The organism is Actinosynnema sp. CS-041913, from assembly GCF_050942485.1.
GTDB lineage: Bacteria > Actinomycetota > Actinomycetes > Mycobacteriales > Pseudonocardiaceae > Actinosynnema.
This window is the reverse complement of record NZ_CP192037.1, coordinates 7,468,297-7,494,774: the sequence shown is the minus strand read 5'-3', so window position 1 is coordinate 7,494,774 and position 26,478 is coordinate 7,468,297. Positions and strand designations below refer to the sequence as shown.

General features: G+C 72.5%; 26 protein-coding genes and 1 riboswitch. Of the genes, 17 read left to right on the top strand and 9 right to left on the bottom strand.

Going from position 1 to position 26,478, the window contains the following annotated elements; genetic code table 11:
- Positions 1 to 61: 61 nt before the first annotated feature.
- Together ACQPZF_RS33650 and ACQPZF_RS33645 are read left to right on the top strand one after the other, a co-directional pair.
- A complete protein-coding gene (locus ACQPZF_RS33650; protein WP_433263944.1) occupies positions 62 to 1,078 on the top strand; it encodes a M48 family metallopeptidase in 1,017 nt (338 codons plus the stop codon).
- A gap of 104 nt (positions 1,079 to 1,182) precedes the next feature.
- On the top strand, positions 1,183 to 1,935 hold the full coding sequence (locus ACQPZF_RS33645; RefSeq protein ID WP_433263942.1) for a S1 family peptidase: 753 nt from the start codon (positions 1,183 to 1,185) through the stop codon (positions 1,933 to 1,935).
- Positions 1,936 to 2,165: 230 nt separating this feature from the next.
- Here ACQPZF_RS33645 and ACQPZF_RS33640 read toward each other — a convergent pair whose 3' ends face one another.
- The gene (locus ACQPZF_RS33640; protein WP_433263940.1) at positions 2,166 to 2,777 is read right to left on the bottom strand and encodes a LysE family translocator; all 612 of its coding nucleotides are present in this window, start codon (positions 2,775 to 2,777) and stop codon (positions 2,166 to 2,168) included.
- 167 nt (positions 2,778 to 2,944) lie between these two features.
- Between ACQPZF_RS33640 and ACQPZF_RS33635 the strand changes: the two genes are divergently transcribed.
- A complete protein-coding gene (locus tag ACQPZF_RS33635; RefSeq protein ID WP_433263938.1) occupies positions 2,945 to 3,664 on the top strand; it encodes a serine protease in 720 nt (239 codons plus the stop codon).
- A 20-nt stretch (positions 3,665 to 3,684) separates the two neighbouring features.
- Entirely contained in the window at positions 3,685 to 4,143 is a 459-nt protein-coding gene (locus ACQPZF_RS33630) for a GNAT family N-acetyltransferase (protein WP_433263936.1), read from the top strand.
- On the opposite strand, the gene ACQPZF_RS33625 is transcribed toward ACQPZF_RS33630, so the two are convergent.
- Entirely contained in the window at positions 4,097 to 5,296 is a 1,200-nt protein-coding gene (locus ACQPZF_RS33625) for an 8-amino-7-oxononanoate synthase (protein WP_433263934.1), read from the bottom strand. The genes ACQPZF_RS33630 and ACQPZF_RS33625 overlap by 47 nt on opposite strands.
- Before the next feature lie 36 nt (positions 5,297 to 5,332).
- On the opposite strand from ACQPZF_RS33625, the gene ACQPZF_RS33620 reads away from it, so the two are divergent.
- The 9 genes from ACQPZF_RS33620 to cobA all read left to right on the top strand — a co-directional run bounded on the left by ACQPZF_RS33620 (position 5,333) and on the right by cobA (position 16,635).
- Positions 5,333 to 6,574, top strand: coding sequence for a cytochrome P450 (locus ACQPZF_RS33620; RefSeq protein WP_433263932.1), 1,242 nt, complete (start codon positions 5,333 to 5,335; stop codon positions 6,572 to 6,574).
- A 165-nt stretch (positions 6,575 to 6,739) separates the two neighbouring features.
- Positions 6,740 to 6,864: riboswitch (cobalamin riboswitch) on the top strand.
- Positions 6,865 to 6,903: 39 nt separating this feature from the next.
- The gene (locus ACQPZF_RS33615) at positions 6,904 to 9,087 is read left to right on the top strand and encodes a magnesium chelatase subunit D family protein (protein ID WP_433263930.1); all 2,184 of its coding nucleotides are present in this window, start codon (positions 6,904 to 6,906) and stop codon (positions 9,085 to 9,087) included.
- A 9-nt stretch (positions 9,088 to 9,096) separates the two neighbouring features.
- Complete coding sequence (gene cobO, locus ACQPZF_RS33610) at positions 9,097 to 9,711, top strand: cob(I)yrinic acid a,c-diamide adenosyltransferase (RefSeq protein ID WP_433263929.1); 615 nt, start codon at positions 9,097 to 9,099, stop codon at positions 9,709 to 9,711.
- Complete coding sequence (locus ACQPZF_RS33605) at positions 9,708 to 11,081, top strand: cobyrinate a,c-diamide synthase (protein ID WP_433263927.1); 1,374 nt, start codon at positions 9,708 to 9,710, stop codon at positions 11,079 to 11,081. The genes cobO and ACQPZF_RS33605 overlap by 4 nt, the downstream gene beginning before the upstream one ends.
- Positions 11,082 to 11,146: 65 nt before the next feature.
- Positions 11,147 to 12,214 carry a cobalt-precorrin-4/precorrin-4 C(11)-methyltransferase gene (locus tag ACQPZF_RS33600; protein WP_433263925.1) on the top strand — a complete coding sequence of 356 codons (1,068 nt, stop codon included), beginning with the start codon at positions 11,147 to 11,149 and terminating at the stop codon, positions 12,212 to 12,214.
- Position 12,215: 1 nt separating this feature from the next.
- The gene (locus tag ACQPZF_RS33595; protein WP_433263923.1) at positions 12,216 to 13,058 is read left to right on the top strand and encodes a hypothetical protein; all 843 of its coding nucleotides are present in this window, start codon (positions 12,216 to 12,218) and stop codon (positions 13,056 to 13,058) included.
- A 16-nt stretch (positions 13,059 to 13,074) separates the two neighbouring features.
- Positions 13,075 to 14,322, top strand: a complete 1,248-nt coding sequence (locus tag ACQPZF_RS33590; RefSeq protein ID WP_433263921.1) for a cobalamin biosynthesis protein — start codon at positions 13,075 to 13,077, stop codon at positions 14,320 to 14,322.
- Positions 14,323 to 14,514: 192 nt separating this feature from the next.
- Positions 14,515 to 15,303, top strand: a complete 789-nt coding sequence (locus ACQPZF_RS33585; RefSeq protein WP_433263919.1) for a S1 family peptidase — start codon at positions 14,515 to 14,517, stop codon at positions 15,301 to 15,303.
- A 114-nt stretch (positions 15,304 to 15,417) separates the two neighbouring features.
- Positions 15,418 to 16,635, top strand: a complete 1,218-nt coding sequence (cobA, locus tag ACQPZF_RS33580; RefSeq protein WP_433263917.1) for a uroporphyrinogen-III C-methyltransferase — start codon at positions 15,418 to 15,420, stop codon at positions 16,633 to 16,635.
- Here cobA and ACQPZF_RS33575 read toward each other — a convergent pair.
- Positions 16,580 to 17,533 (bottom strand): hypothetical protein, encoded by a 954-nt coding sequence (locus ACQPZF_RS33575; protein ID WP_433263915.1) that lies wholly within the window; start codon positions 17,531 to 17,533, stop codon positions 16,580 to 16,582. The genes cobA and ACQPZF_RS33575 overlap by 56 nt on opposite strands.
- A 96-nt stretch (positions 17,534 to 17,629) precedes the next feature.
- Here ACQPZF_RS33575 and ACQPZF_RS33570 point away from each other — a divergent pair, with 96 nt between their 5' ends.
- On the top strand, positions 17,630 to 18,502 hold the full coding sequence (locus ACQPZF_RS33570) for a DUF5937 family protein (protein WP_433263913.1): 873 nt from the start codon (positions 17,630 to 17,632) through the stop codon (positions 18,500 to 18,502).
- 235 nt (positions 18,503 to 18,737) lie between these two features.
- Here ACQPZF_RS33570 and ACQPZF_RS33565 read toward each other — a convergent pair whose 3' ends face one another.
- Positions 18,738 to 19,187, bottom strand: coding sequence for a winged helix-turn-helix transcriptional regulator (locus tag ACQPZF_RS33565; protein WP_433263911.1), 450 nt, complete (start codon positions 19,185 to 19,187; stop codon positions 18,738 to 18,740).
- An 89-nt stretch (positions 19,188 to 19,276) separates the two neighbouring features.
- Here ACQPZF_RS33565 and ACQPZF_RS33560 point away from each other — a divergent pair, with 89 nt between their 5' ends.
- Complete coding sequence (locus ACQPZF_RS33560; RefSeq protein WP_433263909.1) at positions 19,277 to 20,296, top strand: 4Fe-4S binding protein; 1,020 nt, start codon at positions 19,277 to 19,279, stop codon at positions 20,294 to 20,296.
- 436 nt (positions 20,297 to 20,732) lie between these two features.
- Here the strand turns inward: ACQPZF_RS33560 and ACQPZF_RS33555 are convergent, their stop codons facing one another.
- Both ACQPZF_RS33555 and ACQPZF_RS33550 read right to left on the bottom strand, forming a co-directional pair.
- Positions 20,733 to 22,100, bottom strand: a complete 1,368-nt coding sequence (locus ACQPZF_RS33555; RefSeq protein ID WP_433263907.1) for a DEAD/DEAH box helicase — start codon at positions 22,098 to 22,100, stop codon at positions 20,733 to 20,735.
- 306 nt (positions 22,101 to 22,406) lie between these two features.
- Positions 22,407 to 22,895, bottom strand: coding sequence for an HXXEE domain-containing protein (locus tag ACQPZF_RS33550; RefSeq protein WP_433263905.1), 489 nt, complete (start codon positions 22,893 to 22,895; stop codon positions 22,407 to 22,409).
- A gap of 26 nt (positions 22,896 to 22,921) precedes the next feature.
- Here ACQPZF_RS33550 and ACQPZF_RS33545 point away from each other — a divergent pair, with 26 nt between their 5' ends.
- The gene (locus ACQPZF_RS33545; protein ID WP_433263903.1) at positions 22,922 to 23,476 is read left to right on the top strand and encodes a TetR/AcrR family transcriptional regulator; all 555 of its coding nucleotides are present in this window, start codon (positions 22,922 to 22,924) and stop codon (positions 23,474 to 23,476) included.
- Here ACQPZF_RS33545 and ACQPZF_RS33540 read toward each other — a convergent pair.
- From ACQPZF_RS33540 to ACQPZF_RS33530, 3 genes are all read right to left on the bottom strand, one after another.
- Positions 23,439 to 24,419, bottom strand: a complete 981-nt coding sequence (locus tag ACQPZF_RS33540; RefSeq protein ID WP_433263901.1) for a serine protein kinase RIO — start codon at positions 24,417 to 24,419, stop codon at positions 23,439 to 23,441. The two genes, ACQPZF_RS33545 and ACQPZF_RS33540, sit on opposite strands and share 38 nt — an antisense overlap.
- Before the next feature lie 210 nt (positions 24,420 to 24,629).
- A complete protein-coding gene (locus tag ACQPZF_RS33535) occupies positions 24,630 to 25,142 on the bottom strand; it encodes a hypothetical protein (RefSeq protein ID WP_433263899.1) in 513 nt (170 codons plus the stop codon).
- Positions 25,143 to 25,218: 76 nt separating this feature from the next.
- Positions 25,219 to 26,151, bottom strand: coding sequence for a GlxA family transcriptional regulator (locus ACQPZF_RS33530; RefSeq protein WP_433263897.1), 933 nt, complete (start codon positions 26,149 to 26,151; stop codon positions 25,219 to 25,221).
- A gap of 87 nt (positions 26,152 to 26,238) precedes the next feature.
- On the opposite strand from ACQPZF_RS33530, the gene ACQPZF_RS33525 reads away from it, so the two are divergent.
- The gene (locus ACQPZF_RS33525; RefSeq protein WP_433263895.1) at positions 26,239 to 26,463 is read left to right on the top strand and encodes a hypothetical protein; all 225 of its coding nucleotides are present in this window, start codon (positions 26,239 to 26,241) and stop codon (positions 26,461 to 26,463) included.
- Positions 26,464 to 26,478: the final 15 nt, after the last annotated feature.

Sequence of the window (26,478 nt, the reverse complement as noted above, 5' to 3'; positions counted from 1 at the left end):
GTGCCTGGCGATTGCGCCTTTCCGGGAGGGTCACCCGCCGGGTCGTGGCAGTCTGGTTGGCATGAGCGACGAGATCGAGCGGTCGACGGCGCGCGTTCGGTTCCCCGGCATCAGCCCGCGGGCATACGAGCACCCGGTCGACAGGGGGGCGTTGGCGGTCTTGCGCGCGGTGCCGGGAATCGGACCCGTGTTGCAGGCGGTGGCGGGCGCGTTCACCGAGCGGGGTGAGCGGCTGGGCTACGTGGCTTCCGCGATTCGCGTGGGGCCCAAGCAGTACCCGGATTTGGACCGTCTCCGACTGGAGGCGGCGGCGACCCTGGACATCGACCCGGTGCCCGACCTGTTCGTGCAGCGCGACCCCAAGGTCTACGCGCGGACGCTGGGCATCGACAAGCCGTTCATCGTGCTGTCGACCGGTCTGCTGGAGCTGTTGGACAACGACGGCAGGCGGTTCGTGATCGGCCACGAGATGGGCCACGTGCTGTCCGGCCACGCGCTGTACCAGACCATCCTGTACCGGCTGATGGACCTCCAGCAGGGCCTCGGCTGGATGCCGGCCGGGTTCTGGGCGGTCCGCGCGGTCATCGCGGCGATGCTGGAGTGGTACCGCAAGACGGAGCTGAGCTGCGACCGGGCCGGCCTGCTGGTCGCGCAGGACCCGGCGGCGGCGCTGCGGGTGCACGTGGCGCTCGCGGGCGGCATGGACCTGTCCCAGGTGGACACGGCCGAGTTCCTGAAGCAGGCCAAGGAGTACGAGCAGGTCGAGGACGTCCGGGACAGCCTGCTCAAGCTGATCAAGACGTGGCGCAGCACCCACCCGATGGCCGTCGTGCGGGCCGCCGAGCTCCAGCGGTGGGCGGCGGGCGAGGAGTACCGCGAGATCCTCACCGGCAGCTACTCGCGCCGCGAGGACGACCGACCCACGTCCACGTTCACCGAGGACCTCAAGGGCGCGGCGCGGTCGTACAAGGAGTCGGCCGAACGTTCCGAGGACCCGCTGGTGAAGGTGCTCAACGAGGTGGGCGACGTGCTGGTCGGCGCGGCGGACCGGGTGCGGTCCAAGTTCAACGGCCAGTAGGCCGAAAGTGTGAGCCGGCCGCCCCGTTGCGCCGAATGGCGCATAGTTGTCGTACGTCCTGGCTAATCTCTGATCACTGTTCTTGATCGATCGGAGGAGGGGCCGTGCGGCGACTGGGCGTGCTGGTGCTGGTGTTTATGGTGTTGGGCGGCGGCGCGGCGGCGGCCGACCCCCGGGTGGTGGGTGGCGCACGGGTGCCGATCGCGGAGCACCCGTGGGCCGTCTACCTGGCGGACGAGAACGGGAGCCAGTTCTGCGGCGGGACGCTGGTCGCGCCGACGAAGGTGCTGACGGCCGCCCACTGCACGACGGGCCTGGCGCCGCGCGCGGCGCGGGTCGTCGTCGGCCGGGAGGACAAGCAGGACCAGCACCAGGGCAAGGCGCTGGCGGTGGCCGGCGTGTGGCGGCACCCGGACTTCGTGTCGGCCGACGGCGGCTCCGACGTGGCGGTGCTGACCTTGAAGCGCGCGGCGTCCGCCCAGCCGTTGGAACTGGCCGACGACGAGGCGCTGTACGAGGCCGGGACGAAGGCCGTGGCCCTGGGCTGGGGCCGGACCTCCGAGCAGGGGCCGACTTCGCAGTACCTGATGGGCGTCGCCTTGCCGGTCATGTCGGACGAGTCGTGCGAGCGGTCGTACACGTTGTACAAGCCGGCGGCGATGGTGTGCGCCGGCGTGCCCGAGGGCGGGGTGGACACGTGCCAGGGCGACTCGGGCGGGCCACTGGTGGCGGGCGGCAAGCTGATCGGCGTGACGTCGTGGGGCGAGGGGTGCGCGCGCAAGGGCAGGCCGGGCGTGTACTCGCGGGTCCTGGCTTACCGGGAGGTGATCAACGAACAGCTCCAGAAGACGACCTGACCAAGGCTCACGACCCCGGCCTGTCACGTGCCCGGAGGCTTCGGTCGCGTGGGGACGCCTCGGTCTACACCCTGCCGGCCGGTTTGGTCGGTGACGAAGCCTGGGACCGTGCACCCGGGCCGCTCGCGGCCACAAGCCGACATGCACCGCGTAGGCCCTAGGCCGGCCGGCACCGCTCACACCACCAAGCCGACCGGAGTCGTGCGGGCCGTCGGGTCGACCGATGGCGCCTACACCACCAAGCCGACCGACATGGTCAAAAACACCGCCGCGCAGACGGCGTCCAGCGCGGTGCTCACGCCCGGCTTGCGCAGTCGGCGGCCCATACTGCTCGCCGCCAGCACGATGAGCAGTTCCCACAGCGCCGCCAGCGCCAGGAAGATCAGCGCCAGCATGGTGAGCTGCGCCGCCGGGCTGCCCGCCCCGATGAAGTGCGGCAGAAAAGCCAGGCTGAACAGCAGCATCTTCGGGTTGGTGATGTTGGTCAGGAACCCCTGCCGGAACGGCCGGTCGGCGGCGACCGGTCCGTCCTCGGCGACGGCGGTCCGGCGCAGCAGGCCCCGGCCGATGCTCAGCGCCAGGTACAGCAGGTAGGCCGCGCCGATCCACTTCAACGCGGTCAGCACCACCGGGTACCGCGCGATCACCACGCCCAGACCGGAGATGACCAGCCCGACCTGCACGGCCGCCGCCGTGTGGATGCCGGCCAGCGCCCACAGGCCCGCCTTGGTGCCGGCGCGCATCGACGTCCGCAGCAGGAGGAAGGCGTCCACGCCCGGCGTCAGCACGACGACCGCGCACGCGATCAGGAACGTCGGTAGCTGGGTGAAGTCCAGGTGCATGGGTTTCCCTCCCTCGTTAGCCGGACAGATAGCCGTGATCTGTCTCACTGGCAGGCAAATCTTCGGTGCCAAGCGATCCTAACAACAAATTTTCCGGATTTGATACCACGTTGACGCTCCGCTACGGTTCGTGGTCATCCGGCCACCTGTCGTAGAGGAAGTACTCCATGCGCCGCAGCGCACTGGTTCTCGCCGCGCTCCTGCTCACCGCGCTCCCCGCCGACGCGGTCGTGGGCGGACGGGAAGCACCGGCCACGCCCTGGGCGGTCGCGCTGCTCGACGCGCGCGGCAACTTCTTCTGCGGCGGGGCACTGGTCGGCCCCACCAAAGTCGTCACCGCCGCGCACTGCACGATCGAGCGCACGATGATCACCACCCGCGACCGGCTGCCCGGCGAACTCCGCGCGGTCGTCGGCCGGCGGGATCTCGACTCCGCGCAGGGACGCGTCGTCCGCGTCGTGGAGATCCGGCGGCACCCCGCCTTCACCTCCGTGGCCGGCGGTGACGACGTGGCGACCCTCACCCTCGCCGAACCCGTGCCCCACCGGTCGGTCGAGATCGGCGAGGCCGTGCCGGGCGGCCTGGCCACGGTGTCCGGCTGGGGCCGCACCGGGGAACTCGCCGGTCCCAGCCGCACGCTGCGCGAGGTCGACGTGCCGGTCCGGTCGGACGACGAGTGCGCTCGGGTGATCCCCGGCTACCGGGCCGCCGTGATGCTGTGCGCGGGCTACCCGGAGGGCGGCAAGGACGCCTGCGAAGGCGACTCCGGCGGCCCCCTCACGGTCGGCGGCGTGCTGGTCGGGGTGGTGTCCTACGGCCGGGGCTGCGGGCGGGCCGGGGAGCCCGGCGTCTACACCAGGATGAGCCACTACCGCTCCGAAATCTGAGACTGTGGTACCAACGCGGTGTGCGCTCGCATCCCTATCCGGCCAAGCTGCGCCGCAAGTGGTCAGCGGATCTGACTTCCGCGCAGCTATACGCCCTGCTCAAACTTCGTGGCGAGGTGTTCGTGGTCGAGCAGTCCTCCGCCTACCCGGAGCTGGACGGCCGTGACCTCGAACCTGATACCAGGCACTTCTGGCTGGAGGCCGACGGATCGCCGGAACCCCAGGCCTACCTGCGGCTGCTGGAGGAGTCGGACGGCACGTTCCGCATCGGCCGGGTCTGCACGGCCCGCGCCGCGCGCGGTCGCGGGTACAGCCGACGGCTGATGGAGGCCGCGCTGGTCGAGGTCGGCCGGCAGGTGTGCGTGCTGGACGCGCAGACCTACGTCGCCGACTTCTACGCGTCGTTCGGCTTCATGCCCGAGGGCTCGGAGTTCATCGAGGACGGGATACCGCACCTGCGGATGCGCCGGTCTCGCTGATCACCCGTACCGCCCGTTCGAGGTCGGCCTCGGTCAGGTCCGCCCGCGCGGTCAGCCGGAGGCGGGAAACCTGGTCGGGCACCGACGGCGGCCGGAAGCAGCCGACCACCACGCCCTGCGCGCGGCACGCCTCCGCCCAGGTGAACGCGGCCTCGGGCGACGGCGCCCGCACGGACACCACGGCCGCCGTCGGGCTGCTGACCAGCAGGCCCTGCTCGCGCAGCCGGAACGCCAGGTCCTGCGCCACGTCGAGGGCACGGGTCGAGCGGTCCGGCTCCTCGCGGAGGATCCGCAGTGCCGCCAGCGCCGCCGCCACGCTGCCCGGCGCGAGGCCGGTGTCGAAGATGAACGTCCGGGCCGTGTCCACCAGGTGCTTGACCACCCGGCTCGGCCCGAGCACCGCGCCGCCCTGCGCGCCCAGCGACTTGGACAGCGTCACGGTGGTCACCACGTCCGGGGCCATCGCCAGGCCGGCCGCGTGCACCGCGCCCCGGCCGCCCTCGCCGATCACGCCGAGGCCGTGCGCGTCGTCCACGATCAGCGCCGAGCCGTGCTCGCGGCACGCCGCGGCCAGCTCGGCCAGCGGCGCGAGGTCGCCGTCGACGGAGAACACCGAGTCGGTGACCATCAGCGCCCGCCGCTTGCCCCGCGTGGCCAGCGCGTGCGCGACCTGCGGAACGTCGCAGTGCCCGGCCACCACCACGTCGGCCTTGGACAGCCGGGTGCCGTCGATCAGCGACGCGTGGATGTGCTGGTCGGCCACGATCGCCGTGCCCGGACCGGACAGCGCGGCGAGCGCGCCCAGGTTCGCCGCGTAGCCGGAGGAGAACACCAGCGCCGACTGCGTGCCGCAGAAGTTCGCCAGCTCGTACTCCAGCTCGGTGTGCAGCTCGGTGGAGCCGGTGACCAGCCGCGATCCGGTCGACCCCGCGCCCCAGCGCATCGAGGCGGCAGCCGCCGCGCCCGTCACCCGCTTGTCGCGGGCCAGGCCGAGGTAGTCATTGGACGCGAGGTCGAGGTCGGTGGAGTCGGGCGGACGGGGCCGGACCCGGCGGGCGAGACCGGCCTTGGCACGGGCCTCCGCCCGGGTGTCGATCCAGTCGAACACCGACTCCGGTCCGCCGGTCGCCTCCGGCCCTGTGCTGACACTCACGCCGGCAGTGTCGCATCCGGCCGCTACCGTCCCCGCGTGGACCTCTTCCAGGCAGGACCCGACGAGCTGCGCTCGCTGCGCGTGAACGCACCGGTCCACCTGGACGAGAACACCGGGTTGTGGCTGGTCAGCCGCTACGAGGACGTGCGGGCGATCCTCGCCGACCCGAATCGCTTCCACCCGGACAACGCGCTGACCGCCGTGACCGCGATCCCCCGCCCGGTGCTGCGCGTCCTGGCCCGCGCGGGCTTCTCCCTGCCGCCGACCCTGGCGAACAACGGCACCGACACCCACGCCGAGCTGCGGAGACTGGTCGCGGCCTTCCTCACCCCGGCCCGGGTGCAGGCCATGCGCCCCCGCATCGCCGACCTGGCGCGGGAACGACTCGCCGGATTGACGGGTCCGATCGCCGACCTGCACCCGGTCCTCGCCCGGGACCTGCCGGCGATCGTGCTGATGGAGGTCATGGGCATCGACGACGTGGACATCCCGAAGCTCAAGGCGTGGAGCACGGCGTCCCTGGAGCTGTTCTGGGGCAACCCGTCGCTGGACCGCCAGCACGAGCTGGCGAAGCCGACCGCCGAATTCCACCAGTGGCTGACCCGCCGGATCAGGACGGCGCGGGGCGACGACCTGTTCGGCGCACTGCGGGACGTGCCCATCCGCGAGGCGGCCGGACTGTGCTACTTCCTGCTCATCGCGGGCCAGGAGACGACCACCCAGCTCCTGTGCGCGATGTTCGACGCCGTCCTGCGCCACGGAGGTCTGTGGTCCAGGCTGGGCGAGCCGGGCATGCCGGCACGAGTCGTGGAGGAAGTGCTGCGCCGCGACCCGCCGGTCAACACGTGGCGGCGGATCGCGGCCGAGCCGACGACGATCTCCGGCGTGGCCGTCCCGGCGGGCGCGCACCTTCTGCTGATGCTGGCCGGCACCGGCTCGGACCCGGAGGTGTTCGCGGACCCGGAACGGCTGTGCCCGGCCCGACCGAACGCCCGCAAACATTTGGCGTTCGGCTACGGCCGGCACTTCTGCCTGGGCGCCGGTCTCGCCCGCCTGGAGGCGGAAGTGGTGCTGCGGGAGACCGTCGAACGCTTCCCGAACCTCAGCCTGGCCTCACCCGAACCGCCACCGATGCTGGGCCTGCTCTCCTTCCGCGCCCCGCTGAGCGTGCGGGTACGCCTGGGTGAGCCGGCCCACCCCGCCCCGGAGCCGGCGTCCGGCCCGAGCACCGGGCACGACGGCGACCCAGCCCTCACCGCGTCCGCCTCGCGGGGCTGATCTCGCAGGTCAGTTCCGGTGTGGACGCCGAATGCCCGGCCCACCACCGCACGCCGGAGTGATCCACCACCGGTCGACCGCACGGCCTGCCGGGGTCGGGGTTCGGGCAGGTGTGACCGTCCTCGCTCGCGGAGTCCTCGCCGGGGACTTGGAGCCCGTCGGCCGAGGTGCGACGATGCCTGGGCTGTAGGGGTGCGCGAGGAAGCCGGTGCGAATCCGGCACGGTCCCGCCACTGTGACCGGGCGTGTGGATCCGGGAGTCAGGAACTCGGCCCCCGAACTCACCGGACCGGACCCGGGCGTGGACACCCGAGGAAGGACACCGCCGCATGGGCGCGCGTTTCCCCTTTTCCGCTGTCGTCGGACATGACGACCTCCGCATGGCGTTGCTGCTGAATGCCGTTCACCCCGGTATCGGCGGGGTCCTGGTCCGAGGGGAGAAGGGGACCGCGAAGTCGACCGTGGTCCGCGCCCTGGCCGCCCTGCTGCCCTCGCTGGAGGTCGTGTCGGGCTGCCGCTTCGGCTGCGACCCCGCCGCCGTGGACGCCGACTGCCCGGACGGCCCGCACGACACCACCGCGCACGACACCACCGCGCACGACACCACCGCGCACGACACCACCGCGCACGACACCGCCTCGTCGGACGGCCCGCACGGGGTCGCCGCGCACCGCACCGCCTCGTCGGACGGCCCGCACCGCACCGCCGCGCACGACACCGCCCCGCACGACACCGCCCCGCACGACACGGCCTCCCCGGACGGCCCGCACGCGACCGCGCTGTCGGAACGGCGCGCCGCCCGGCTGGTCGAGTTGCCGGTCGGCGCGACCGAGGACCGGCTGATCGGCTCGCTGGACCTGGAGCGCGCGCTGACCGAGGGCGTCCGGGCGTACCAGCCCGGCCTGCTGGCCGCCGCGCACCGGGGCGTGCTCTACGTGGACGAGGTCAACCTCCTGCACGACCACCTGGTGGACCTGCTCCTCGACGCCGCCGCGATGGGCCGCGCGCACGTCGAGCGCGAGGGCGTATCCGTGTCGCACGCCGCGTCGTTCCTCCTGGTGGGCACGATGAACCCGGAGGAGGGCGAGTTGCGGCCACAGCTACTGGACCGCTTCGGCCTCACCGTCTCGGTGCGGGCGGCCCGCGACGTGGCGACCCGCGCGGAGGTCATCCGGCGGCGGCTCGCGTACGAGGCCGATCCCGTCGGGTTCGCCGCGCGCTGGGCCGACGAGGACGCCTCGCTGGCCTCCCGGATCGTCACCGCGCGCTCGCACCTGCCGAACGTGGTGCTGCCGGACGCCGAGGTGCGCCGGATCGCCGGGATCTGCGCGGCGTTCGAGGTCGACGGGATGCGGGCGGACCTGGTGGTCGCCCGCGCCGCCGCCGCGCACGCCGCGTGGCGCGGGGTGGGCGAGGTGGCGGAGGAGGACGTGGAGGCCGCCGTCCGGCTGGCCCTGCCGCACCGCAAGCGCCGCGACCCGTTCGACGAGCCCGGCCTGGAGGAGGAGCAGCTCGAAGACGCCATGCGCCAGGGCGCGGAACACGCCGAGGAGCCCTCCGGTCCGGACGACGACCCCGATGGGCCGGATGACGGCGGCGGCCTGCCCCAGGACGCGCCCGAGTCCACTTCGGACGGACAGTCCCCGGACGGTCGACAGCCATCGGACGGACAGCAGGGCTCTTCCGCCGAGCGCACCCACGCCCCCGCGCCTTCGTTCAAGACCCGGCTGCTCCAGGTGCCCGGTGTCGGCGAAGGCGCGCCGGGCAAGCGCTCCCGCGCCCGTGCCCGCACCGGGCGAGTGGTCCGATCGTCCACTGTGGACGGTTCCGGGCTGCACCTCGTCGGCACGCTCGGCGCCGCCGCGCCGTTCCAGGCCGCCCGGGGCCGCAGCGGTCCGGGACTGGTGTTGCGCGGCACGGACCTGCGGCTCTCGGTCCGCGAGGGCAAGGAGAGCAACCTGGTGCTGTTCGTGGTCGACGCGTCCGGCTCGATGGCCGCGCGGCAGCGCATGTCGGCGGTCACCGGCGCGGTGATCTCGCTGCTGCGCGACGCCTACCAGCGCCGGGACAAGGTCGGCGTGATCACGTTCCGGGGCGCCGGGGCCGAGACCGCCCTCCCGCCGACGAACTCCGTGGACGCGGCGGCGGCCCGACTGCGCCAACTGCGCACGGGCGGGCGCACCCCGCTGGCCGACGGTCTGCTGCGCGCCCGCCGGGTGCTGGACGTGGAACGGGTCCGCGACCCGCGCCGCCGCCCGCTGCTGGTGCTGCTCACCGACGGCCGTGCCACCGCCACCGGCACGGGCGGCGACCCGATGCGGGACGCCCTGCGCGCCGCCGGGCTGCTGGCCGCCGACGAGGTGGCGTCGGTGGTCGTGGACTGCGAGTCCGGCCACGTGCGCCTCGGTCTGGCCGGGCGCGTCGCCGAGGCGCTGGACGCCGTGTGCCTGCGCCTGGAAGAACTGTCCGCCGACCGGGTTGCGGGCGTCGTGCGCGCCGCACGAGCCGCGTAGGAGCCACCGATGCCTCAAGGACAACCGTCCGTCGTCCCCGTCGACGGGCTTACCACCAAACAGCGGCGCAACCGGCCGCTCACCCTCCTCCACACGGGGGAGATGAAGGGCAAATCCACCGCCGCGTTCGGTCTGGCGCTGCGCGGGTGGAACCAGGGCTGGTCCATCGGCGTCTTCCAGTTCGTGAAGTCAGCCAAGTGGAAGGTCGGCGAGGAGTCGGCCTTCCGCGCGCTGGGCAAGCTGCACGAGCAGACCGGCGAGGGCGGGCCCGTCGAGTGGCACAAGATGGGCGAAGGCTGGTCGTGGTCCCGCAAGCAGGGCACCGAGGACGACCACGCCGCCGCCGCGCTCGAAGGCTGGCGCGAGATCGCCCGCCGGCTGGCCGAGGAGAAGCACGGCCTGTACGTGCTGGACGAGTTCACCTACCCGCTGCACTGGGGCTGGATCGACGTGGACGAGGTGGTGGCGGCCCTGCGCGACCGGCCCGGCCACCAGCACGTCGTCATCACCGGCCGGCACGCGCCGCCGGCGTTGGTGGACGCCGCCGACCTCGTGGTGGAGATGACCAAGGTCAAGCACCCGATGGACGCCGGGCAGAAGGGCCAGAAGGGGATCGAGTGGTGAACCGCCTGGTGGTCGCCGCGCCCGCGTCGGGCAGCGGCAAGACCACCGTGGCCACCGGCCTGATGGCGGCGCTGCGCCGCGCGGGGGACCGGGTGGCCCCCTTCAAGGTCGGGCCGGACTACATCGACCCCGGCTACCACGCGGTGGCCACCGGCCGGCCGGGCCGCAACCTGGACCCGGTGATGCTCGGCGAGCAGCGCGTGGCGGCGCTGTTCGCGCACGGCGCGCGGGGCTGCGACCTGGCCGTGGTGGAAGGCGTGATGGGGCTGTTCGACGGGCGGGTGGACACCGAGGGCATCGGGTCCACCGCGCACGTCGCGAAGCTGCTGTCCGCGCCGGTGCTGTTCGTGGTCGACGCGCGCGGCCAGAGCCGCAGCCTGGCCGCCCTGCTGCACGGGTTCCGGGGCTACGACCCGACCGTGCGGCTGGGCGGCGTGGTGCTCAACCAGGTCGGGTCGGCGCGCCACGAGCACGTGCTGCGCGGTGCGTGCGCCGAGGTCGGGCTGGAAGTGCTGGGCGTGCTGCCGCGCGACGACAGGTTCGGGCTGCCCTCGCGGCACCTGGGCCTGGTCACGGCGGCCGAGCACGGCCGGCCCGCGCTGGACGCCGTGGACGCGATCGCCGCGGCGGTCGCGCGGCACGTGGACCTGGACGCGGTGCGTCGGCTGGCGGCCGAGGTGCCCGCGATGGCCGTGCCCACGTGGGATCCGGCGGCCGAGGTGTCGCCGGTGGACGGTTCGCCGGTCGTCGCGGTCGCGGGCGGCGCGGCGTTCACCTTCGGGTACGCCGAGCACGTGGAGCTGCTGCGGGCGGCGGGCGCGGACGTCGTGGTGGTCGACCCGCTGCGTGATCAGGATCTCCCCGACGGCACCTCAGGGCTCGTGCTGCCGGGCGGTTTCCCCGAGCAGCACGCCGCCGAACTGTCCGCGAACGAGGGGCTGCGTGCCGCCGTGGCCGCCTTCGCGCGCTCCGGCGGACCGGTGCACGCCGAGTGCGGCGGCCTGCTGTACCTGGCGCGATCGCTGGACGGCGTGCCGATGTGCGGCGTGATCGACGCCGACGGCTCGATGACGCCACGGCTGACGCTGGGCTACCGGGACGCCGTCGCGCCGGTCGACTCCGTGCTCGCGCGGGCGGGCGCCCGGATCACCGGGCACGAGTTCCACCGGACGAGCCTCAGCGTGCCCGCCGGCACGCGTCCGGCCTGGCAGTGGCGCGGCCACGACCAGCGCCCGGTGGCCGAGGGGTTCGTGGTCGACGGCGTGCACGCGTCTTACCTGCACACGCATCCGGCGTCCGCGCCGGAGTCCGTGGCCCGCTTCGCGCGGGCCTGCGCAACCGAGTCCGTGCGGTACGAGGCCACTCGATAGTGGTTCGTGCCCGCGCGGTACGGTCCTTGCCCACCAAGCCGTACACGTCGTGGGGAGCAGTTGTGATGACTGGTCGGGTCTCCTTCGTGGGCGCCGGTCCCGGCGCCGCCGATCTCATCACCCTCCGGGGCGCCAAGCGGATAGCGGACGCGGACGTCGTGGTGTGGGCACCCAGCGTCGTGGAAGCCGAGTGCGTGCGCGAGCACGCCCGCCCCGACGCCGAGCTGGTCGACTTCTCCCGCGTGCCCGAGTCCGAGGTCGTGGACCTGTACCGGCGGGCGTCGGCGAGCAAGCTCAAGGTGGTGCGGCTGCACGCGGGCGACCCGTCCCTGTGGGGCGGCCTGCGCGAGCAGCACGAGCTGTGCCAGCGGCTGGGGCTGGAGACCGAGGTCGTGCCCGGCGTGTCGGCGGTGTCGGCGGTGGGCGCCGCGGTGAGCCGCGAGCTGACGGTGTCCGAAGTGGCGCAGTCGCTGGTGCTGACCGGGCCCGAGGGCGCGGAGCACCTCGCCGAGTTCGCCGCGCACGGCACGACGATGGCGATCTCCGCCTCCGGCGCGCGGACCGCGCGGATCGTGGAGAAGCTGCGGGCCGGCGGGTACTCCGACGACACGCCGGTCGTGGTGGCGTACAAGGTTTCCCTGCCCGACGAGACGGTCGCGCAGACCACGCTGGGCGGGCTGGAGGCGTGCGTCAAGGAGCACAAGCTCTACCGCACCACGCTGTTCCTCGTCGGCGAGGTGCTGAAGGCCCCGCCTGCCCGGCGGGCCGCCGCGGGTGACGAGCCGGTGCGGCGGTCGCGTCCGTCGAAGTGGGCGATGCGTGCGTCCCGTGACTCGGCTTCGGTGGCCGCCTGGTCGGCCGTGCACGACTGGCAGGAGACCGCGCGGGCGCGCCGTGCCGCGCCGGCCAAGCCCAAGCCGGAGAGCGACGAGCCGGTGCTGGCCTTGGTCACGGACACCGACGAGGACACCCCTGCTTCGACCGAGCCCAAGACGAAGCCCGCGGTCGCGGCGGCGGCGAAGCGCAAGCCGGCCACGGTCCAGGCCAGCACCACGCCGCGCCAGTCCGCGAAGAAGCCCGCCGCCCCGAAGCCGGCCACGCCGCGGGCCAAGAAGACGAAGCGCCCCAACTGACATGGACGTCGTCGCCCTGCACGGGTTCCTCACCGCGGCCGGCCGGTCGTGGGACTCGGTGACCGTGGTCGACGCCGCGGCGCACGGCCTGCGACACGCGCTGAACGTGTGCCGCGCCCGGCCCGCGGTCGCGGTGTCCGGGGCCGATCCCGCCGAACTGGCCGCCGGGCTGGCCGGGTGGCGGCGCACGCTGACCGTGGCGGACGAGTCGGGCCTGTCCACTGTGGACCCGGCGGACGCCGTGGTGCGGCGGTGGGTCTCACCCGGTTTCGTGCTGTGCGCGGCGGACGGCGGGTGGACGCCGACGGTGGACGGCTGGGCGCTGCCGGACGACGGTTTCGCCCGCCGCGACGGGATGGTGGCGACGGCGGAGGTCCGCGCGCTGGCCCTGGCCCGGTTGGCGCCCCGGCCCGGTGTGCTGGTGTGGGACGTCGGCGCGGGCCCCGGTGCGATCGGGGTCGAGTGCGCGCGGCTGGGTGCGGCGGTCGTCGCGGTGGAACAGGACCCGGTGCAGTGCGTGCGGATCATCGCCAACGCTTCGGCGCACGGCGTGGACGTGCGGGTGGTCGAGTCGCCGTTGAGCGAGGCTTCCGACCTGCCCCGTCCTGACGCGGTGTTCGTCGGTGGCGGCGGCGTCGACGTGGTGCGGCAGTGCGCCCGGGTCGGCGCGGGGCGGATCGTCGTGGCGACTCCGGCTCTGGACCGCGTGGTGCCTGCGCGGGATGCGTTGCTGGAGGCCGGTTACGAGGTGGAGGGCAGCCAGCTCTCGGCGGCCCGGCTGACCGGTGGCACGTTGTCGGCGGTGAATCCCGTGACGGTGCTGTGGGGTACCAGGAAGTCGTGATGCGGAGGGCGTGGGCGTGATCGGGTTGTTCGCCGCCGGCGAGCGCGGGCGGCGGGCGGCCGTCGAACTGGCGGGTTTCCTCGGGCCGGACGCGGTGGTGCCCGACGGTCCCATCGGGCCCGCTCTGCGCCGCCTGTGGCCTCGTCTGGGCGCCGCTGTGTTCTTCCTCGGCACGGAGGCGACGGTCCGGCTGGTGGCGCCCCTGCTGCGCGACGAACGCTCCGACCCCGGTGTGGTGTGCGTCGACGGCGGTTTCGCGGTGGCCCTGCTCGGCGGCGTGGACGCGCTGGCCGGTCGGATCGCGGACTCGTTGGACCAGAAACCGGTCGTCACGTCCTCGTCGGTGGCCTCGCCCCTGGACGAACTGGTCGAACTCCTCGACGTGACGGTGGAAGGCGACCTGGCGGCGTGCGGTGCGGCCGTCCGCGACGGTGACCCGGTCCTGCTGCTGAACCCGCTGGGTTTTCCGTTGCCCGCGCTGCCGGACAACGTCGTGTCGCACGGCCACGGGGTGTGGACCGTGCTGCTGGACGACCGCCTTCCGTCCGGGGCGCAACCGGAGAACCTGCTGCGCCTGGTGCCTCGCACCTTGATCGTCGGTGTCGGTTCCAGTGCCGGGGTGTCCGCGTCCGCCGTGTCGCAAGCCTTGGCGGAGCTGGAGGTGCGGGGCCTGGACCTGCGCGCGATCCGGGCGTTCGCCACGGTGGACCGCAAGGTCGCCGAGCAGGGCATCGCCGATGCCTTGGAGGACTGGGGCTTCTGGCACGACTCGACCACCGCGCCGTTGCTGGCCTACCCGGGCTCGGAACTCGCGGTCATCCCGGTGCCCAATCCCGCGGACCTGGCGATCGGCATCCCCAGCGTCGCCGAGGCGGCGGCGTTGCGCGGGGCGATGGAGCTGTCCGGTGGTGGGCGGGTGGAGATCGCGGTGGAGAAGGTCAAGGGGCCTGCCGTGACCGTCGCGGCGGCGCGTGTCCTGCCGCGTGGTCGGCTTGCCTTGATCGGGCTCGGGCCGGGGGGTGCCGACGAGCGCACTCCTCGTGCTGAAGCCGAGTTGCGGCGGGCTTCCGTGGTGGTGGGCAGTTCCGAGTGTGTGGCCCAGGTCCGGCATCTGTTGCGGCCGGGGACTCGGGTGCAGGCCGATGGTGCGGTGGGGTTGGCGGAGGCCGGCTTGGCGGTGGCTTTCGTCGGGCGGGACGCCGGCCCTGCGTTGCCCGGGGCGGTTCGGGCCGAGGTCGTGCGGGTGGCCGGGGTGGCCGGGTAGAAACACTTCGACGCAACGTTTCTTGGTTGCTTTGCGTCTACTGCGGCCTTTTGTTGCGTGTTTGTTCCTGTTTGCTTCTAAGCGTGTTTATTTGTCAACGGTCAAGCCGTGCTTGGTGCTTGTCGGGTCCGGGGTTTTGGTCCTAGCTGGGAGGACGCCGCCGTCTTCTACCCGGAAAGGACTGAGCGCACCATGGCGAAAACCCTGCATCGCCTGATCACCGCTCTGGTCGCGGCTGTTGCCGCGGTCGGGTTGCTCACCGTCGTGCCGGCCGCCGCCGACTCGGACGACGTCTCGCCGTTCATCGTCGGTGGCACCCGCGCGTCCATCGGCCAGTTCCCGTGGACCGTCTACCTCGCCACGTCCAGTGGTGGGCAGTTCTGTGGTGGCACCCTGGTGTCCGGCAACAAGGTCGTCACCGCCGCGCACTGCACCAGTGGTCGGTCGGCCGCTTCCACCCGGGTGGTCTGGGGGCGGGAGGACAAGCAGAGCACGGCCGGCGTCGTCGCCTCCGTCACCAGGATCTGGATCCACCCCAGCTACCGTTCCGCCTCGTCCGGCTACGACGTCTCCGTGCTGACGTTGGACCGCTCCATCTCCTCGGCCTACCTGCCGTTGGCGAGCCCGTCCGACACGGCTCTCTACGCCGCCGGCACGAACGCCACGATCCTCGGCTGGGGCACGACGTCGTCCGGTGGGTCGGCGTCGCGGTACCTGTTGAAGGCGACTGTCCCGGTCACGTCGGACGCGACCTGCCGCCAGGCGTACCCGCAGTACAGCAACACGTCCATGGTGTGCGCCGGCTACCCGCGCGGTGGCACGGACACCTGCCAGGGTGACTCCGGCGGTCCGATGGTCGCCGGTGGCAAGCTGATCGGCGCCACGTCCTTCGGTCGTGGCTGCGCCGCGGCCGGCTACCCCGGCGTGTACGCCCGGATCGCGTCCTACCACTCCGTGTTGACCCAGCAGATCAACTCCTGAGTGGTGCGCCGTGCCCACGTCCGGGTGGTTGCCGGGCGTGGGCACGGCGGCCCTCGGTGGTGATGTGGAGCACCCCGGTTGGACAGGGCATGTCTGATGTGGATGCTTCTACCCATGCACGGTGAACAGCACTACCTCGTGGGCCTCGAACTGGCCGGTCGGCGGGTCGTCGTGGTCGGTGGCGGCACGGTCGCCCAGCGCCGGCTGCCGCGCCTGGTGGCCTCCGGAGCCCTGGTCGAGGTCGTCTCGCCCGAGGTGACGCCGGCGGTCCAGGGGATCGTCGACGCGGGTGGCGCGGTGTGGCATGCCCGCCCTTATGCGCCCGGCGACCTGGACGGCGCCTGGTACGTGCTGGCCTGCACGTCCGACCCGGTGGTCAACGCCCGGGTCACGGCCGACGCGACGGAGCGGCGGGTGTTCTGCGTCCGGGCCGACGTGGCGGTGAAGGGCACGGCCGTGACGCCCGCGGTGGGCGAGCACGACGGGCTGCTGCTCGGTGTGCTCGCGGGCGGGCAGCACCGGCGGTCGGCGGCGGTGCGGGACGGGGTGCTGGCGGCGTTGCGGGACGGTTCGCTGGGCGACCAGCACGACCAGCCCGCCGGGGTGGCGCTGGTCGGCGGCGGTCCCGGTGACCCGGACCTGATCACCGTGCGCGGACGGCGGCTGCTGGCCCGCGCGGATGTGGTGGTGGCCGACCGGCTGGCCCCGCAGGAGCTGTTGGACGAGCTGCCGCCGCACGTGGAGGTGGTGGACGCGGCCAAGATCCCGTACGGCCGGGCCGCCTCCCAGGACTTCATCAACACCACGCTGGTCGAGCACGCCAAGGCCGGGAAGTTCGTGGTGCGGCTCAAGGGCGGCGACCCGTACGTGTTCGGGCGGGGTTTCGAGGAGCTGATCGCCTGCGCCGAGGCCGGTGTGCCGGTGACCGTGGTGCCCGGCGTGACCAGCGCGTTCGGGGTGCCGGCGCTCGCCGACGTGCCGGTGACGCACCGCGGCGTGGCGCACGAGGTGGTCGTGGTGTCCGGGCACGTGGCGCCGGACGACGAGCGTTCGCTGGTGGACTGGGGCGCGCTGGCCCGCCTGCGCGGCACCGTCGTGATCCTGATGGGCGTCGAGCGGGCGGGCGCGTTCGCCTCGGCGCTGCTGGCCGGGCGTCCGGGTGACACGCCGGTCTCGGTGGTCCAGGAGGGCAGCACCCGCGCCCAGCGGGTGGTGCGGTCCACTTTGGACCGACTGGGCGCCGACGTCGTGGAGCACGGCATCCGCCCGCCCGCCATCATCGTTGTGGGACCGGTCGCCGGTCTGGCGCGGGAGTTGCCCTTTCGCTCTTGAGCGTCCACGCGACCCCGGCGGCGACGACCGCGACCAGACCGGTGGCCAGGCCCAGCGTGGTGAGGCGCGGCTGGACCAGCGGCTCGCCGCGCAGCGCCTGCCAGGTCAGCAGGGCCAGCAGCCCGGCGTAGCCGGCGAAGGCGATCAGCACCAGCCGCAGCCGGGTGCGCTCGTGCAGCGCCACCAGGGTCAGGCCGAGCGCGAGCAGGACCATCACCTGGAGGCCGTGCATCCCGACGAAGTGCGGGATGCGCAGGTCGCCGCCCGTGGTGCTCCACGCGGTCACCGGGAGGCCGTCGCCGCCTTCCGGCACGCCCACGCTGTGCCCGCCGCGCAACTCCACCGCGCGGCCCGCGGCGTCCGTGGTCTCGACGTGCTTGTCGATCTGGAAGACCATCAGGTAGCCGGCGGCCATGCCCGCGATCGCCAGGTACAGCCCGGTCCGCACCGCCCACATGGTGGAGCGGTCGTTGCCCGCGGCGAGCTTCTGGAACGACAGGATGACCGCCAGCACGACGTTCGCCAGGAACATCAGCGGGATGGAGGTCCCGAACATGAACTGGACGACCTGGTTCCAGGTGTCGTCGTTGGTGTTGTAGTGGCTGAACGTGCCGCGCGCGGCCTGGATCGCGACCAGCGCGACGTCCGCGAACAGGATCGCCGCGATCAGCGTGGCGAGCCCGGACGTCCAGCGCTTCCCCTTGTGCGGCAACGAGAGCATCCAGGACAGGGTGGCCGAGTAGACGGCCAGCGACACGGCGAACTTGAACGGCTTGAGCCACAGCGGAGCACCTTGCAGCACACGGCCGTCGAAGAGCAGCCCACCGAGGGTGACGAGGGTCAGGGCGGCCATCACCCCGGAGATCCAGAGCGTCGGCCGGTGCCAGGTCTTGGTCATGCGGTAGAGCGTCCGCGTTCGTACCTTGTGGATCACTGGTGTCGACCGGAGGTTCCGCGGTGGGGTCTGCACCCCCTCGGGAGGGAGGGATAGCCGGTGGCGGTGCGGATCAGGCTCGCCGGGGTGGGGTTGGCGAAGGTGCGCTTCGCCTACTCGCCGGTGTTCGAGACGGTCATGGCGGTGGACGGGCTGCGCGTGCCCGGCGCGCACGCCGTGCACCTGCCCTGGGTGGCGTGGGCGCGGGAGCGGGTGGCGTCGGTCGACGACCTGCCGGTGCTGCTGGACTTGTTGGCGGGGCCCGCGAAACCCGCGGTGCTGATGCCCGTGCCCGATGTGCGGATGCCCGATCTGGAGGCCGAGCTGGCGGGCGTGCCGGCGCGGGTCGCGGCGGTGGTGCGGGCGTGTCACGAGGTGTTGGTCGCACCGCACTGGCGGCGGATCGTGGCGGTGCTGGAGGCTGACATCTCCGCGCGTGCGGCCGTGTTGGCGGATCGCGGGGTGGAGGCGGTGTTCGCCGACCTGCACCCCGAGGTGACGTGGGCGGGCGGTGAGCTGGTGCTGTACGCGGACCGCCGGGCGGACCAGCCGCACTGCGTCGACTTGGCGGAGGACGGGTTGGTGTTGTCGCCCAGCGTGTTCTGCTGGCCGCGGGCGTGGGCGGCGGTCGATCCGGTCGGGCGGGGGGTGGTGCGGTATCCGGCGCGGGGGATCGGGACGTTGTGGGAGGAGCGGGAGGCCGCCGCGCCGGACGAGTTGGCGGCGTTGATCGGGCGGACTCGGGCGGCGTTGTTGGCGTTGTTGGTGTCGCCGATGTCCACTACGGAGCTGGCTCGGCGGTTGGGGGTCACGGCGGGTGCCGTGTCGCAGCACATCGGGGTGTTGCGGGCGGCGCGGCTGGTGACCACGCGGCGGGATGGCCGGGCCGTGCTGCACATGCGGACGGCACGGGCCGACGCGCTGTTGGCGTGACCAGCCAGGGCCGGGCCGGTCGGGCAGGGTCGGGCAGGGTCGGGCAGGGTCGGGTCGGGTTAGGCAGGGTCGGGTCGGGCCGGGTTGGGTTGGGTTAGGCGGTGGGTGCGGGCCGGTCGGTGCCGTCGGGTGGTGGGGTCGGCGCGTTGCGTCGGGTGGTGTGCGCTTGGTGAGGCCGCCGGGGTCGCGTCGGGTGGTGTGGCCGGGTGGTGCGGACCGGTGCGGACCGGTGCGGTCAAGGCTTGGCGAGGCGCAAACCCAAGTCCCGCTTCGGGTCCACGGCGTGGCCGTGCTCGCACACCGGCACCAGGCTCACCCTGCCGCCGCAGCCGACGTGCTCGTGCTCGACCGGCGGCGTGCCCTCGGCGAGGTGGCGGTCGCCCCAGGCCATCAGCGTCATCAGCACCGGCCACAGCTCCCGCCCGGCCTGCGTCAGCTCGTACTCGTAGCGCCGGCGGCTGCCGAACTCCTGGTACGGCCTCTTCTCCAGCAACCCGGCGTCGACCAGGTTCTGCAACCGGTTGGCCAGGACGTTTCGCGCGACGTTCAGGTGTTCCCGTAGCGCGTCGAATCGCTGGACGCCGTTGAAGACGTCCCGCACGATCTGCAGCGACCACCGCTCACCCAGCACGCCCAGCGCACGGGCGATCGAGCACCGGTCGTTGTCCACCACCACTCCTCGCACGTGCTCCACGGTACTCCCTGGGTTGTCAAAGTAGACCTAGCCTCGCTAAGTTGTTGCTAGAAACTCAGCTAGCCTGGGAGGACCCGAAAATGCGACTGGACGACCATCCGACCGTGCGCCAGGTCAGGGAGAACCCACCGGAACGGCCGGCGGGGGCGGTGTCGGCGGAGTGGCTGCGCGAGCTGGCGTTCCGGGCGGGTGCGGACGATGTCGGGTTCGTGCCGATCGACGCGCCCGGTCTGGAGGTGGACCTGGAGCACGCGCGCAAGGCGTTGCCCAGGGCGCGCACCTACGTCGCGTTCTGCGTGCGGATGAACCGGGACAACGTGCGCAGCCCGATGCGCAGCGTCGCGAACACCGAGTTCCACCAGGCGTTGGACGACGCGGACTCCGTGGGCCACCGGCTGGCCCGGCTGCTCCAGGACGCGGGGCACCGGGTGGTGCACCCGGCGTCGGCGTTCCCGCAGGAGATGGACGGGTTCCCGGGGCGCGGCTGGGTGATCTCGCACAAGCTGGTGGCGCAGGCGGCGGGGTTGGGTCGGATCGGCATCCACCGCAACGTGATCCACCCTCGTTTCGGCAACTTCATCCTGCTGGGCACGGTCGTCGTGGACTTCGCGGTGGACTTCGCGGTGGACGAGCCGGCCGGGCCGATCGACTTCAACCCGTGCCTGGAGTGCAAGCTGTGCGTCGCGGCCTGTCCGGTGGGCGCGATCGGCAAGGAGGGGTCGTTCGACTTCCTCGCGTGCTACACGCACAACTACCGCGAGTTCATGAGCGGGTTCACCGACTGGGTGGAGAACATCGCCGACAGCGCCGACCGCGAGGACTACCGGCGGCGGGTGTCGGCGGCGGAGTCGGCGTCGATGTGGCAGAGCCTGGCGTTCAAGCCGAACTACAAGGCGGCCTACTGCATGGCGGCGTGCCCGGCGGGGTCGGACGTCATCGGGCCGTTTCTGGCGGATCGCAGGGGGTTCGTGGCCGATGTGGTGAAGCCTTTGCAGGACAAGGAGGAGCCGGTTTACGTGGTGCCTGGGTCCAAGGCGGAGTCGCATGTGCGGAAACGCTTTCCCCACAAGGACGTGCGTTCGGTGTCGAACGGGTTGTAGTGGTCGAGAGCGGAACGCGACCTGGCTCCCCAAGTGCGCGCTCCGTGGCGCGTGTTGCGTTCCAGCCGTCCCTGACAGCTCCAGGGCTTGTCGGAAATATGGTCTTGTTGCTTGGTGTTCCCGGCTTGAGCCCAGGCTTGCGTGCTTGTGGAGCGCGCTGAGTCCGTGGTCCCTCTTCTGCCGTCAAGGTGAGTAGAACATTCCGGCTGAGTAGAACATTCCGGGGCCCGGCTGGTCGAGATTGGTCGACCACACGCCGTCGGTTCCCACCGACGCCCAGATATCGGCCGAAGCGCTGTTCGCACCGACAAAAGCGCGAACGCCGGGCCTCGGCTGGGAAGCCAAGGGCCGGCGTTCGCGGGTCGGAGCTAGTGCCTAGTGCTACGACACCGGGTCTACTGTTGCGACACCCGGGTCTAGTGCTATGGCGATCGGTCTAGTGCTGTGACACTCGGCGCGGGCGTCCGCTCCGGTCGCGGTCGCGGTCTGGGCGGCTGCCTCGGAACTGGCCGCCGTAGCCGCCTCCGCTGCCGCCGGTGCGGCGCGGGGCGCCGCCTCCGCTGCGGCGGGCGCGGACCGGGATTTCCGGTTCGGTTATCGGGATGCCGCTTGGCACCCTGGCGCCGGTGATGCGGATCAGGTCCTCGTCGCCGGGGCGGACCTTGGTCGACTCCGGGCGGATGCCCGCCCGTGCGGTCAGGCCCTGCACGGCGCGGCGCTGGTCGTGGGTCACCAGGGTCACCACCGTGCCGGACTGGCCGGCCCGCGCGGTGCGTCCCGCTCGGTGCAGGTAGTCCTTCGGGTCGGCCGGCGGGTCGACGTGGACGACGAGGCTCACGTCGTCCACGTGGATGCCGCGCGCCGCCACGTCCGTCGCGATCAGCACGGGCATGGTGCCCTCGCGGAACTGGCCCAGCACGCGGGTCCGGGCGCTCTGCGCCTTGCCGCCGTGCAGCGCGCCCGCCTGGACGCCCATCGAGCGCAGCTTCTTCGTCAGCCGGTCCACGTGGTGCTTGGTGCGCACGAACATGATCGTGCGGCCCTCGCGGGCGGCGACCTCGGTCACCACGGACTGCTTGTCCTCGGCGGACACGAACAGCAGGTGGTGCTCCATCGTCGTCACGCTGCCGGTGGGCGGCGCGACCGAGTGGACCACCGGGTTGTGCAGGTACTGGCGGACCAGCTTGTCCACGTCGCCGTCCAGCGTCGCCGAGAACAGCAGCCGCTGGCCGTCCTGCGGGGTCAGGTCGAGGATGGCGCGGACCTGGGGCATGAAGCCCATGTCGGCCATCTGGTCGGCCTCGTCCAGCGCGGTGAACATCACCTCGGACAGGTCGGCCGTGCCCTGCCGCACGTGGTCGGACAGCCGGCCCGGCGTGGCGATGAGCAGGTCGACACCGCGGCGCAGCGCGTCGATCTGACGCGGGAACGAGGTGCCGCCGACGACCGTCCGGCACCACAGCCCGAGGGACCGTGCGAACGGCGACAGCGCTTCCTCGACCTGCATGGCGAGTTCACGCGTCGGCACCAGCACCAGCGCGCGCGGCTTCAGCGGCTTGGCGCGGTCGCCCGCGAGGCGGGACAGCAGCGCCAGGCCGAACGCGAGCGTCTTGCCCGAGCCGGTCTGGCCCCGGCCGAGGACGTCGCGGCCGGCCAGCGCGTCGGGCAGCGTGGCGGCCTGGATGGGGAACGGGTCGTTGATGCCCGCCTGGGTGAGCGCGCCGAGCAGCTCGTCGGCCAGGCCGAGTTCGGCGAACGACGGCAGCGGCCCTTCGGGCAGCGTGCTCTCTACGTGGTCCGGCATGGTCGTCTCCAGCACGGGCTGGGGACGTCGGTTGCCCTGGCCTGGGCGCCTGCTCCGCGGCTTGCGGAACTGCGGGCGCTCGGAACGGCCTTGGGACAGTGGTGGCAAAACAAACCTCCGGGACAAGGCACGTCTCGGGGATTGCTCTGCCTTTACGCAGGCGCGAATCGCAAGGACGGGCCCGGCGCTGTCGTGCGCCGATAGTGGTTGGGAGCACCGCCGACCTGCTGGGTCGCCGACCTGGTGGGGTCTGGGGCCGCGAACGGTTGTTGCGCCGCCGGGCGATGCACCACTCAGTCTAGCCGATCAACGGCGCTTCGCGCGCATCCCGGCGGTGTTCTGTCGCACATGTGTGGCCGAATGGGCAATGCCGTGGGCCGCGGCGACCGTGATCGGGAACCAGATCAGCGCACGTCGGGACGGTTTCGGCCGGATTCCCTCACGCCGGAGTCGACGTAGTGCCCACAAGCTGAAAGGGGCGACGACGGTAGGCGCGGTGAGCACTCCGGGCGTGTACTGCCGCAGGATCGCGCTCGCGGCGACGTGCGTGCCCGCGTGCAGGCCGAACCCGGTGAGCACGGCGTGGAAGAACGGCGACCGGCCGTCGGTCCGCGCTCCGTCGGCCGCCGCAGCCGCGACGACGATGCCGACGAGCCCGATGGCGATGGCGGCCTGGGCCGGTGTCGTCGTCGGGATCCGGTTGCCGCGGGTCCACCGCGGCATGGTGACGAGTTCTTCGAGGTCGTGGACGACCCATGCGGCGAGCAACCCCCAGGTGACCTTCTTGCTGACCATGGCACTTACGTTACAGGATGTATCGTATGTCTGGACGTCCCCGCAGCACCGAGATCGACCGCGCCCTCGCCGAGGCGACCGTCGCCCTGCTCGACGAAGTCGGGTTCGACGCGCTGACCCTGGACGCGGTCGCGACCCGCGCGGGCGTGAGCCGGCCCGCCCTGTACCGGCGGTGGCCGACCAAGCTGCACCTCGTCGCCCACGTCGTCGCGGACCGCGTGCCGATGCCCGACCCGGACACCGGCAGCGCCCGCCAAGACCTGCTCGTGCTGGCGAACGCCCTGGCGGACGGCCTGTCGTGGGTGGTGCTCGCGGTGCACGCCGAGGCGCGCCGGGTGCCCGGCCTGCTCGACGGCTTCCTCGCCGGGCGGCACGCGGTGGTCGACGAGGTGGTGCGGCGCGGCGTGGCGCGCGGCGAGCTCCGGGCCGGCGTCGACCCGGAACTCGTCCGCGACCTGCTGTTCGGCCCGCTGGTCTACCACTGGCTGGCGACCGACCGGACGCGGCCGGCCGCCACCGTGTTCGACCTGGTGTGGCCCTTGTTCAGCGCAGACCGGCCACGTCCAGCAGCAGGTCGGTGAGCGCCCGCGGGTCGGCCGACTCCGGTTCCAGGCCGCGCGCGGCGAACCAGCCCGCGATGTTGCGGACGTCCCGTTCCAGGAACTCCGCGCCCCGCGGGTTGGCCACCACGTCCACCGCCTGCGGCAGGTCGATCACGACCAGCCTGCCGTCGTGCACCATCAGGTTGAACGCCGACAGGTCGCCGTGCGTCAAGCCCACGGAGGCCATCAGGCTCAACGCGTCCACGAGCTGCCGCCAGAGGTCCCGCAACTCCTCCGGCTCGGGCCGCAACTGCGCCAGCCGGGGAGCCGCCGCGCCGTCCGTGCCGATGAACTCCAGCAACAGCTCGGTGCCCGCGCGCTGCACGGGGTACGGCACCGGCGCGCCGAGCTGCCACAACCGGGCCAGGGCGGCGAACTCGGCCACCGCCCACTGCTCGGCGATCAGGTTGCGGCCGAACGAGGTGCGGTTCTCGATCGCGCGCATCTCCCGCGACCGCCGCATCCGGCGGCCCTCCAGGTAGCCGGCGTCCCGGTGGAACATCCGGTGGTCGTTGCTGCGGTACCGCTTGGCGGCCAGCAGGCACGACCGGTCCGCGCCCGGCAAGGCGCGTTCCAGCAGGAAGACGTCGGCCTCCTTGCCGGTCTTGACGATGCCGAGTTCCCGGTCCACCGCCGCCAGGTCGGTGACCAGCCACTCCGGCCAGGGCAGGGGCCCGTGGTCGGCGGTGTCCCAGTTGGACCAGCGGTCGCCGTCCTCCGGGACGTCGGCGGCCTCCGCGTCCTCGCGCTGCTGCGCGAGCCGGTCGCGGGTCTCCTCGGTGAGCCGGCCGCGCCGGTTCGGGTTGGGCTCGGCGTCGTCCCGGCTGGTGCGGCGCTTGGCGCGCCAGTTCAGGTCGTTCGCGTGCTCGTAGGACGCGTCGGATTCGTCTTCGGGGTCGAGAAAGTGCTCGTGCTTGCGCACTGGGTGGGCTCCAAGAGAAGAGGAGGTGTTCGCCCCACCGGCGCGTGTGGTCGGCGCGCTAGGCGATCGGGGCGAGAGGACGGGTTGGTGCCACGTCCCGGACAGTGGTAGCCATCGGGCACCTCCTCGTCTCCGCCGTGCGACCGGCTCTTGAGCGCGTTCGTGGACAGGCTGCCGGACACCCCGGCACCGCCGCAACCGAATTAAAAGTCAGGCGCGTGGATCGGGGTGTTCGACCCGGTAGCTGCCGCGCCTGCCCTGCCAGGCCGCCGCGAGTTCGGCCACCACCAGGGAGTCGTGCCGCAGCACGCGTTCGTCGTGCCACTGGGCGGCCAGCCGCGCGGCGGCGAGCATCCGCCGGCGGGCGGTGGCGCTGAACTCGGCCAGCGCCGCCAGGGCGTCGTCCACCTCGTCGGGGAGCAGCGGCGCGGGCTTCCCCGTCGACGGTAAGGCCAACTCGTGCTGGAACGTCGCCGTCGTGGCGAGGTCGTGCGCGAGTTGGTATTCCACGGATTCGGCGTTCGCCTGAAGCTTGCCCAACCCGGCGGCGGCGAGGCGGAGGCCGAGCAGTCGCGCCACGCACAGCCCGGCCCACACGCGCTTCAGCGTCTCCGGCGCGTCGAGGTCGGACTCCAGGTCCTCGGCGACGGCGCGCAGGGCCTTGGCGGTGACCTCCGATGTGTCGTGCTCGGTGGCGGCGGTGCCGGGTGTGTCGGGACTCACTCTCCTATTGTGTCAGCACCGTCACCACTGGTGACAAGTCGCTGCTGTCCGTCACGCTTTTGGCGGTTCCAGGCGGTCACCGATGGGAGAACGAGCGGCGGTAGTCCTTGGGGGCCAAGCCGACGACGGCGTTGAAGTGGTGGCGCAGCAGCGCTGCCGTGCCGAAGCCGCAGCGGCCGGCGATGTCCTCCACGCTGAGCTGCGTCTCTTCCAGCAACTGCCGGGCGCACAGCACGCGTTGGGTGGTCAGCCAGCGGTGCGGAGTGGTGCCCGTCTCGGCGGCGAAGCGGCGCGCGAAGGTGCGTGCCGACATCCGCGCGTGGTCGGCGAGGTCGGCCACGGTGTGCTCGGTGTCGAGCCGGTCCAGCATCCACGCCAGCGTCGGCTGGAGGCTCTCGGCCTGGACGGTGGTGGGCCGGATGAACTGCCGCTGCCCGCCGTCCCGCTGCGGCGCGACGACCATGCGCCGGGCGATGGTGGTCGCGACGGTCGCCCCGAGTTCCCGGCGGACCAGGTGCAGGCACGCGTCGATGCCCGCCGCCGTGCCCGCGCTGGTGATGATGTCGCCGTCGTCCACGAACAGCACGTCCGGGTCGACCTTGGCCTCGGGGAACCGCTCGGCGAGTTCGTCGGCGTGCCGCCAGTGCGTGGTGCAGCGCCGGCCGTCGAGCCGGCCCGCCGCGCCGAGCAGGAACGAGCCGCTGCACACCGACAGCAGCAGGTCGGCCCGGCTGAGCGCGTCCAGCAGCGCGCGCGGGTAGGCGTCGCGGATCTCGCACGCCGGCACCGCGATGAGGTCGGCGTCGTCCAGCACGTCGAAGCCGTGCTCCGGGACGAGGGACGCGCCGACGCTGGTGCGCACCGGCTCGCCGGGGCGCTCGCCGCACACCAGGAAGTCGAGCAGCGGCACGCCCTCCTCTGTGCGGTCGATGCCGAAGACCTCGCAGATCACGCCGAACTCGAACGGCGCGACGCCGGCGATCACCGGCACCGCCACGGAAGTGAGCATGCCCCCGAGCATAACTGGCAGGATATTGACGGACAACGGCATAGCTGCCAATTGTGGCAGCTTCTTGTTGGTCGCATAGTAAGTGCCATGACCGCCTTCTTCCTCGTCCTGGCCGTCCTGGCGCTCGTCGTCTACGGCCTGGAGCGCAACCACCGCCGCCAGGCCCGCTTCGGTTCCCGACTCGCGGGCAGCTACGACGTCGACGACCGCGACACCGTCCGCGTCGCCGGTGAACTGCACGCGGCAGCCGTGCACCGGGACACCGCGCCCCGCCGTCCGGTGGGCGCGCGGTACTCGGTGCGTTCGGCGTAGACCGCGCTCGCCGGT